Below are 9245 nucleotides of genomic sequence, written 5' to 3'. Positions count from 1 at the left end.
GAGAACTTTTGTGATTTTCAAGGAATGAAATAGCATCAACAGCTTTTTCTCCACCTTCTTTTAATGGTAAATTACCTGGTTTCCAAGCACCTATTGCTAGTACCACATAATCATATTCACTCTTTAGTGCATCTACATCTAAATTTTCATCAATACCAAATTTAAAATTAACTCCTTGTTTTTTAACAAGTTCAAAATCTTTTTTAATCATTTCAGAAGAAATTCTAAACTCTGGAATAACATATTCTATAACGCCATAAGGTCTTTCTTTTCTATCCATTACAGTTACATCTACACCATTTCTTCTTAAGAAAAGTGCAACAGATAGTCCTGCTGGACCTGCTCCTATAACTGCTACTTTTTTATTACTCTTTATGTCTGCTTTTTTAATATTTGAAATATATTTATCTGCAGCATTTAAAACTGCTACTTTTTTCATGTCTCTAATTAAAACTGATTCATCATAATCAAGTCTTGTACATTTGTATTGACAATTGTGATTGCATATAGTTCCTGTAATTGCTGGTGAAGCATTATCTTTAACTATTAAGTTGAAAGCTTCATCATACTTTTTCTCACCAACTAAAGCTACATATTCAGGTATTTGTTGATTTATAGGACATCCTATTGTACAAGGTGCTATTGCACAATCATAAATTGGAAGTTCAGACGAAATCTTTCTGCTACTTACAGGTCTAAGATCTTTAAGGTGATATTTATCATTTAAAGCTGATTTTGCAAACTCGTTTAAATATTCTGTATTTATACCTTTAAATGCACCCTTAAGATCATCTTCTACCTTTTTAGCCATTTGAGTTATTCTCTCATAACCACCTGGTTTTAATATAGTAGTTGCAAAAGTGATTGGTTGAATGCCTGCTTTTAATATTTTTTCTACATTAAAGAAATCTGCACCACCAGAATAAGATATCTGTAAATCTCCATCAAATTCTGAAGCTAATTTGCTTGCTAAAGATATAGTTAGTGGGAAAAGAGAACGGCCTGACATATACATTTCTTCTCCAGGTAATTCGCCATTTTCAATTTTAACTGGCAGAGTATTTGTAAGCTTTACTCCTATTTCTAATTTTAATTCTTTAGCAATAACTTTTAGACGTCTAAGCATAGATACTCCATCTTTATATTGCAAGTCATTTACAAAATGTTTAGGATTAAGAACTACGTAATCATATCCCATTTGATCAAAGGTATCTCTAACAAATTTTTCTCCTAAAAGAGTTGGATTCATCTTTATAAAAGTATGAAGATTTTTTTCTTCTAAAAGATACTTTGCAATCTTTTCAATTTCTTCTGGTGGACATCCATGTAGTGTAGATAAAGTAATAGACGGGCAAACTACTGGTGAAATTTTGTCCAAATCTTCTTTACTAAAATTAGAGAATAAATCCATATTAGAAAGTAATGTTTCTTTGCATTCCTTCCAAACCTTTGTAGTGGATGCATTTCTCATTCCTTCTATATAAGCATCAACTTTAGGAGATTTTATACCTTCCAAATCATACCCTACACTCATGTTAAACATGAAATCTCTTTCTTTGCTTAAGTTTAATTCTTTCATTAAAACATGAAGTAAGAACCAAGCCTTTATATACTCATCATAAGCTTCTGGTACTGTTAGTTCTGTAGACCATTCCACATTATAGCATTCATCTTCTGCATGAATACATGGTTTAGCCACCGGTAAATCCTCTCCATCAATAACTTGCACTGTTTTTAATTCAATAAAACGGCTCCCTGTTAAGTAAGATGCAACTATGTTTTGTGTTAATTGAGAATTAGGACCTGCTGCAGGACCAAGTGGAGATGCCAGTTTCTCTCCAAATAATTCTATATATTTATTAGTATTATTTTTGTAGAATTTATTCTTGTGAATTCCAAAAATAGATTCCTTTTCTTTAAGTTCTTTTATAATCCATGTAATCATTCTTTCAAATGAAAGTGGTCGCATCTTGTCGCCCATACAAACTTTTCCCCCTTAAAAATATAATAAATTTTTTATTATATCATAAATTATTTTCCGTAAAATCTTGGATTATTTGCTTTTAAAAGCTTCTCAATTGTTTCAACTGGATTTTTAACTTTGCTTAAGAATATCATTGAAGCAATAATATAAGGTTTATATCCAGCTTCTTTGTAAAGTGGTTCACGGTAACGATCAAATACTGATGCAGCTACTTCTCCTTCTTTGCAACTAACTCCTGTGATATCAGCTGGTAAGCAGTGTAAATATAATGCTTTTCCATCTTTAGTAAGCTTCATCATTTCTTCTGTACATTCCCAATCTTTATGTTTACCATTCTCTTGTAATAATTCTTTTTCTAGTACATCTATTTCTTCAAATTTGCCTTCTCCATATAAGTTTGTACGTCTTTCCATGAATTCAAAAGGTGCCCAGCTCTTAGGATATACTATATCTGCATTTTCGAAAGCTTCTTTCATTGAGTTAGTTTTTATAAATTTACCGCCGCTTGCTTCAGCATTTTTTCTTGCTACTTCTTCTACTTCAGGCATTAAATCATATCCTTCTGGATGAGCAAGTACAACTTCCATTCCCATTCTTGTCATTAATCCAATTACACCTTGTGGAACTGAAAGTGGTTTACCATAAGATGGCGAATATGCCCAAGACATAGCTATTTTTTTACCTTTAAGATTTTCTGCTCCTCCAAAATGATGAATTATATGAAGTAAATCTGCCATACATTGAGTTGGATGGTCTATATCACATTGAAGATTTACAAGTGTAGGACGTTGTTCTAAAACTCCTTCTTTATGTCCATCTTGAACTGCATCAGATACTTCATGCATATATTTGTTTCCTTTACCTATAAACATGTCATCTCTGATACCTATAACATCAGCCATAAAAGAAATCATATTTGCTGTTTCACGTACTGTTTCTCCATGGGCAATTTGTGACTTTCCTTCATCTAAATCTTGAACTTCTAATCCTAATAGGTTACATGCACTTGCAAAACTGAATCTTGTTCTTGTAGAATTATCACGGAATAATGAAATACCTAATCCACTATCAAATATTTTTGTAGATATATTATTTTCTCTCATTCCACGTAGAATATCTGCTACTGCAAATACTGATTTAAGTTCATCATCTGTTTTTTCCCAAGTTAAAAAGAAATCATTATCATACATGTTTTCACATTTAAATCTTCCTAATTCTTCAGTTAATTTTTTAATATTTTGCATGACTACGCCTCCTAAATTTTTTATAATTAATTTTAAATTTGTATATTAAAATTGTTTACAATCTTTTAAATGAAAAATTCTATATTTTCTTTTAGATATTTGACTCCTCCTTGTACTATATTTTATAAGCAATATCTATGCCAAATGGTTAAAGCCTATAAATAGTTAATCTTTAAAAATTATAGCCGTAAATTTATTATTAAAATGATAAATTTATCATTTTAATAATAAATTTAGAGAATGTTGTAAATATTCATTTTAATACTTAATTTAATAACCTATATATCTTATCATTTTGATAAATTTCAAAAAAAAAGAACCTTTCATTTTACAAAAAGTTCTTTATAATTAGAAAAATCACTATTTATTTAAACATTGGAAAAGTCTGTTTTTTCTCTTTTTAAAAATTGCCCATACCCCTTTTCTCCAATAAACTCATTATCTTTTACTATAATTTTTCCTCTTGAAATTGTTATTATTGGATACCCTTGAAGTTCAAATCCTTCATAAGGAGTATAATCGACATTTTCATGTAACATTGATTTTGTAATTTTGACTTTTTTATTAGGGTCAATTATAACAATATCTCCATCAGAGCCAATTGCAATAGTCCCTTTTTTAGGGTATAATCCAAATATTTTTGCAGGTTTTGTACTTACTAAATCTACAAATTTATTTAATGATATTCTTTTCTTCATAACTCCCTCTGAAAAAATCAGTGGAATTCTAGTTTCGATTCCTGGTACTCCACCTGGACATTTAGTAAAATCATCTTTTCCTAGTTGTTTTTCTACATTGAAATTAAATGGACAGTGATCCGTTGCAATAACTTGTATATAGCCATCTTGAATTCCCTTCCACAATGCATCTTGATTAGACTTTTCTCTTAAAGGAGGACTAGCAATATATTTTAATCCTTCATTATTTTCACCATTGTATTTAGTTTCATCTAAAAAAAGATATTGTGGACATGTTTCTGTAAAAATATTCTTTTGTCCATTATCCATAGCCATTTTTATATAATCTAACCCAAGCTTACAGGAAAGATGCACTATGTATAAAGGAGAATCCCCTGCCATTTTAGCAATATTGAGCATTTTATTTATAGCTTCTCCTTCACAACACACCGGTCTACTTTTTGAGTGGTATATCGGTGCTGTAAGACCATTGCTTGAATAATATTCCCTAAGATAATTAACAACGTCATTATTTTCTGGATGTACAGCTGTGATTATACCAATTTCTTCAGATCTTTTAAGTACTTTAAATACTTCCAAATCGCTTAATTTATAGTCATAGGTTAAATAAACTTTATTACTTGTGATTCCTTCATCATATAGTTCCTGAAGTTCTTCTAATATAACATCATTTACATGTTGTATAACTCCATGAAATCCATAATCTATAACTGCATTACCTTTAGCATATTTGTGGTATAAATTTACTTGATGATGTAAGCTGCATCCCTTTGGTCCAAATGCTAAGTGATCAACTATAGTTGTAGTGCCACCACAGGCAGCTGCTACAGTTCCAGTATAAAAATCATCTGTGGCCACAGCTATTCCTACATCTAAATTTAGGTGGGTATGAACGTCTACTCCTCCAGGAATTGCATATTTCCCATCAGCATCAACTATTTCATCAGCTTCTTCAATAAGGTTCATGCCTATTTTAGTTATGATACCATCTTCTATATAAATATCTCCTTTAAAAATATCACCTGAAGTGACAATAATTCCATTTTTTATTAAAGTGGCCATCGTAAAATTACATCTCCTTTTATGTCTACATAAACATAATCTTGCACTACTTGATTTTCAAACATGCCTAATTCTGATTAGCTCCATTTTCTTCTATCACTTTTTCTACTGCGGATACAATATTGTGATATCCAGTACAGCGGCATAAGTTTCCTGCCATATGCTTTTTAATAGCTTCCCTAGAAATTTTTTCTCCTCGTTCTAATAAAACAGTAGCTGACATTACAAAGCCTGGTGTGCAGAATCCGCACTGAACTGCTCCTTCTTCAATAAATGCCTCTTGAATTCTGGTTAACTCCCCATTCTCTCCAAGGAGCCCTTCCAATGTTCTAATATTCTTACCTTCTGCCCATACTGCCAAATAGATACAAGAATCAACTGTTTCGCCATCAATAATTACAGTACAAGCACCGCATTCGCCTACTTCACAGCCTTTTTTTACCGAAGTAAGTCCTAGACGATTACGTAACATATCCAATAAGGATTCCCTCACGTCTACATATTCGGCTACTTCTTTTCCATTTACGATACATTTTACCAGTCTCATCTCTTTATTCATGATGGTTCCCCCTTGAAAGTTCTATTGTTTTTGTCAGTGCCCTTTTCGCAATCTCTCCACCAATCTGAAGGCGGAATGCTTTAGAAGCTCTCCATGAATCTCTTGGATTAATCTCTTGGCGAATGGTGTCTTCTACTACTTGACAAAGAGATTCCTCAATCATTTTTCCTTTGATGGCATTTTCCGTCATATGACAGCGGTAAGGAACAGGTGCTGCAACTCCAAAAGTAATTCTTACATCCTCTAAAACATTAGTCTCTGGATTTACTTTGCTTACAACACTACAGCTTAATGTAGCAATATCCATAGCATTTCTCATGGAATATTTAATATAGTGTCCCCAATATCCCCAGTAGTTCTCTTTAGGAATAATAATATGGGTAAGCAATTCGCCCGGATGTAGATCCACACGTCCCGGTCCTAAATAGAATTCTTTTACCGGTACAATTCTTTCACTGTCACTGCTAACAATCTTTAATTTGGCATCCAAAGAAAAGACTGTGGGAGCACTATCTGCACTAACTGCACCATTACAGATATTACCGCCGATTGTTCCAATATTTCGAACCTGAGGTCCACCAACTTGATCTACTGCTTCTCCCAAAACAGGAATATATTTTTGAATAATCGGATCATTAGTAATATGACTGAAAGTAGTGGCAGCACCAATATAAATATCTTTATTTTCTGTTAAAGTAACTCCTTGGAGTTCCTTGATATCACGAATACAAAGTAGATCTGTTCCCGCCATTTTCCCTTCCCTAATCTTGATTAGCACATCACTTCCTCCTGCAATAATTCTTGCATTGGAATGTTCCTTCAGAAGGGAAACTGCTTCTTTTATTGTTGTTGCATTATAATAATGATTAATATCGTACATAACATTCCCTCCTTTCTATATTAGACCTGCTTTGATAAACTCATCAATTAATCTTTGGGGAGACATAGGAATCTCATGAAGACTGACACCAGTTGCATGTAAGACAGCATTACGAATAGCTGGAGCTGGCGGAATTGCCGGCGGTTCTCCCAATGCTTTATTACCATAAGGTCCTGTAGGTTCTTCTAATTCTACAAAATCAACATCTAGATCCGGTAAGTCCATTGTTGTCGGCATTTTGTAATCTAACAATGTACCGTTTAAGACTCTGCCTGTTTTCTCATCCACAAGCAATTGCTCGCTTAATCCATAACCAATTCCCATGGACATTCCTCCATGTATCTGCATAACAGCAAGCTGAGGATTCAGTAACACTCCGCTGTCATGGACATTGATTATTTTTATAATCTTTACTTTTCCAAGCTTAATATCTACTTCTACCTCTGCAAAGCAGCATCCGGTTGCTATTGCATTCTTTTTCGCCTGAAGAGATACTTCCGATGTAATAGCTGAGGAATTGCTAAGGCTGTAGTAACTTTCCATAGCTAACTCTTCTAAGGACAATACCTTTTTCCCATCTCCTAATATCCATCCGTCTTCAATCTCTAATTGGTTATATTCTTCTTTCAAAAGTGTTTTGGCATAAGTTAAAATCTTTTCATACATCTGTTCTGCACACTGTTTTACTGCGGTACCTGTTACATAAGACTGTCTGGATGCATAAGCACCTGTATCAAATGGTGTAACATCTGTATCCTGAACAGACTGGATATGAACATCGTCAACATTTATATGCAAAGTTTCCGCTACCATTTGTGAAAATACCGTATCTGAACCCTGTCCTATCTCGGTAGCTCCAACCATAAGCTGTACACTTCCGTCCTGATTCATAACCAGTCTGGCACCTGCTATTTCAAGAGAAATAGGCCATACACCAGTTTTATAACTAAACACCGACATACCGACTCCCCTGCGGATATTCCCTATCTGATTTCGGTATTGCTCTCGTTTTTTTTGCCAATCAATATACTTAGCTCCCTTATCTATACATTCCATAACACCATTTGTATTGGCTGCTATAGGAGCAAGATAAGGATCTTGAAAGTATCCCTTAATTAAATTCTTCTTACGGAATTCTAATGGATCCATATTAATTTTATAAGCTATATCATCTATAAAACATTCACTGGCAAAGCACATCTGTGGAATACCATATCCTCTCATGGCTCCACCTACAGGAGTATTGGTATAGACCGTATAAGCTGTTGCTTTAATATTGTCTGCATGATACAAATGTCTCCATGCAGTTGCACCGTTGGCAGCAATCGCATGACCATGAGAAGCATATGCTCCTTGATTGGAATAAGCATGCATCTCTTTGCCAATGATCATTCCTTCTTTGTTTACNNTAGCGTGCCTTGTTCTAGTGCAAATAAAGGTTTCCTCTCTTGTAACATCTAATTTTACAGGACGACCTCCTACCTGCGTTGTTAAAAAAGCATTCAATGGCTCATATAATACATCCTGTTTATTACCAAATCCTCCGCCAATATAAGGTTTTATAACTCTTACTTTTCCCCATGAAATTCCCAATGCCTGTCCTACAACTCTTTTTACAATATGAGGAATTTGTGTAGAGCTGACAATCACAATACGTCCTTTCTCCGTATACGCATATGAGATAGGATTTTCAATATGGCAATGCTGCACAATCTGGGTTTTATAAGTTCCGTTTATAACCACTTCCGCTGATTCAAAAGCTTCTTTCACATTTCCGATTTCATATTCGCTTTTGGCAAGAATATTATCAGGCTTTTCTTCATGAATCGGAGGATTGCTCCCTTTCATAGATTCTCTTGGATGTATCTCAGGCTTATATTCTTCGTACTCAACTTTAATTAATTTTAAAGCCCGAGCTGCGATTACTTCATCCTCTGCAATAACAGCCGCAATATCATCTCCATAATAACGGACTCTTCCTGTTAAAATATTACGGTCTGCCACATCTTGATGAGCAGGTTCCACTGACCAGGGATGACCTGGAGTTGGATAGGCTTGCTTTGGTACATCTTTAAATGTTACAACTTTTACAACCCCATCTAAAGCTTCTGCTTCACTGGTATCAATTGACTTTACAATTCCATTGGCAATGGTGGAATGATACACTTTTGCCACAAGACATTGATTTAAAATCAAATCATCCGTAAATTTTACTCTGCCAGTAACCTTTTCGTAAGCATCTACTCTCGGAATGTTTTGTCCAATCACATTATTCATATTTGTCACCTTCTCAATCTTTTATTTAAAATATAGTTAATGATTACAAATCTACATTACTATTGTATGATATTTATGAATATTTTTTATATTCAGTTATTATTTTATCACGTTTATCAATAATTAGAAAAATAACATTCCATTCTTTTGCATATATATAGTATGACGAAATATTCCTGATTATGTTATACAATTCTTTTATTATTTCTGCTTTTTCACAAGAACTCCTGCAGCCTTTTCATAAATATTTCTTTCTGATTCCAGATGCATAAGACTAAGCTTTTCCTATGTATTTCTGAGTTCCTATACATTCAAGAATATCCATTTGAATATCCATTTATATATTATAGGGTTCCTTAATGAAAATTTAACTTATACCTGATTTTAATTTCCATAATAAAATTTTTGCAATGAATTAAAAATTAAGAATGAAGAATGAAGAATTGCGGTTAAAACTCCACCGTCAAAGCCTCTGGAGTTTTTTTTAATAAACTTCATTTTAGAAATTCACTTTTAGTGAATTTCATCCTAAATTTTTCAT

6 protein-coding genes are annotated in these 9245 nt (G+C 33.3%); all 6 read right to left on the bottom strand.

Annotation, left to right across the window (positions count from 1 at the left end):
* Nucleotides 1–1981: putative selenate reductase subunit YgfK (gene ygfK / locus B2W91_RS00365; protein ID WP_291578261.1), on the bottom strand; the 1981-nt coding region annotated here is incomplete at its 3' end.
* Between the two features lie 50 nt (nucleotides 1982–2031).
* Nucleotides 2032–3228 carry a knotted carbamoyltransferase YgeW gene (gene ygeW, locus B2W91_RS00360; protein WP_291578260.1) on the bottom strand — a complete coding sequence of 399 codons (1197 nt, stop codon included), beginning with the start codon at nucleotides 3226–3228 and terminating at the stop codon, nucleotides 2032–2034.
* A 368-nt stretch (nucleotides 3229–3596) separates the two neighbouring features.
* Entirely contained in the window at nucleotides 3597–4988 is a 1392-nt protein-coding gene (hydA, locus tag B2W91_RS00355; protein WP_291578259.1) for a dihydropyrimidinase, read from the bottom strand.
* 67 nt (nucleotides 4989–5055) lie between these two features.
* Complete coding sequence (xdhC, locus tag B2W91_RS00350) at nucleotides 5056–5547, bottom strand: xanthine dehydrogenase subunit XdhC (RefSeq protein ID WP_291578258.1); 492 nt, start codon at nucleotides 5545–5547, stop codon at nucleotides 5056–5058.
* On the bottom strand, nucleotides 5540–6427 hold the full coding sequence (gene xdhB / locus B2W91_RS00345) for a xanthine dehydrogenase subunit XdhB (RefSeq protein WP_291578257.1): 888 nt from the start codon (nucleotides 6425–6427) through the stop codon (nucleotides 5540–5542). Before xdhB ends, xdhC begins: the two co-directional genes overlap by 8 nt.
* 15 nt (nucleotides 6428–6442) lie before the next feature.
* Complete coding sequence (xdhA, locus tag B2W91_RS00340) at nucleotides 6443–8704, bottom strand: xanthine dehydrogenase subunit XdhA (RefSeq protein WP_291578256.1); 2262 nt, start codon at nucleotides 8702–8704, stop codon at nucleotides 6443–6445.
* Nucleotides 8705–9245 lie beyond the last annotated feature (541 nt).

Origin of the sequence: Clostridium sp. UBA6640, from assembly GCF_002455975.1 — a bacterium.
Lineage (GTDB): Bacteria > Bacillota > Clostridia > Clostridiales > Clostridiaceae > Clostridium_J.
Note: the sequence above shows the minus strand (reverse complement) of the source record. Positions and strands in the feature narration are given on the sequence as shown.

What these genes read in the sequence shown, in the direction of transcription:
- ygeW (WP_291578260.1), bottom strand. Translation starts at nt 3,228, where the DNA reads ATGCAAAATATTAAAAAATTAACTGAAGAATTAGGAAGATTTAAATGT.
- hydA (WP_291578259.1), bottom strand. Translation starts at nt 4,988, where the DNA reads ATGGCCACTTTAATAAAAAATGGAATTATTGTCACTTCAGGTGATATT.
- xdhC (WP_291578258.1), bottom strand. Translation starts at nt 5,547, where the DNA reads ATGAATAAAGAGATGAGACTGGTAAAATGTATCGTAAATGGAAAAGAA.
- xdhB (WP_291578257.1), bottom strand. Translation starts at nt 6,427, where the DNA reads ATGTACGATATTAATCATTATTATAATGCAACAACAATAAAAGAAGCA.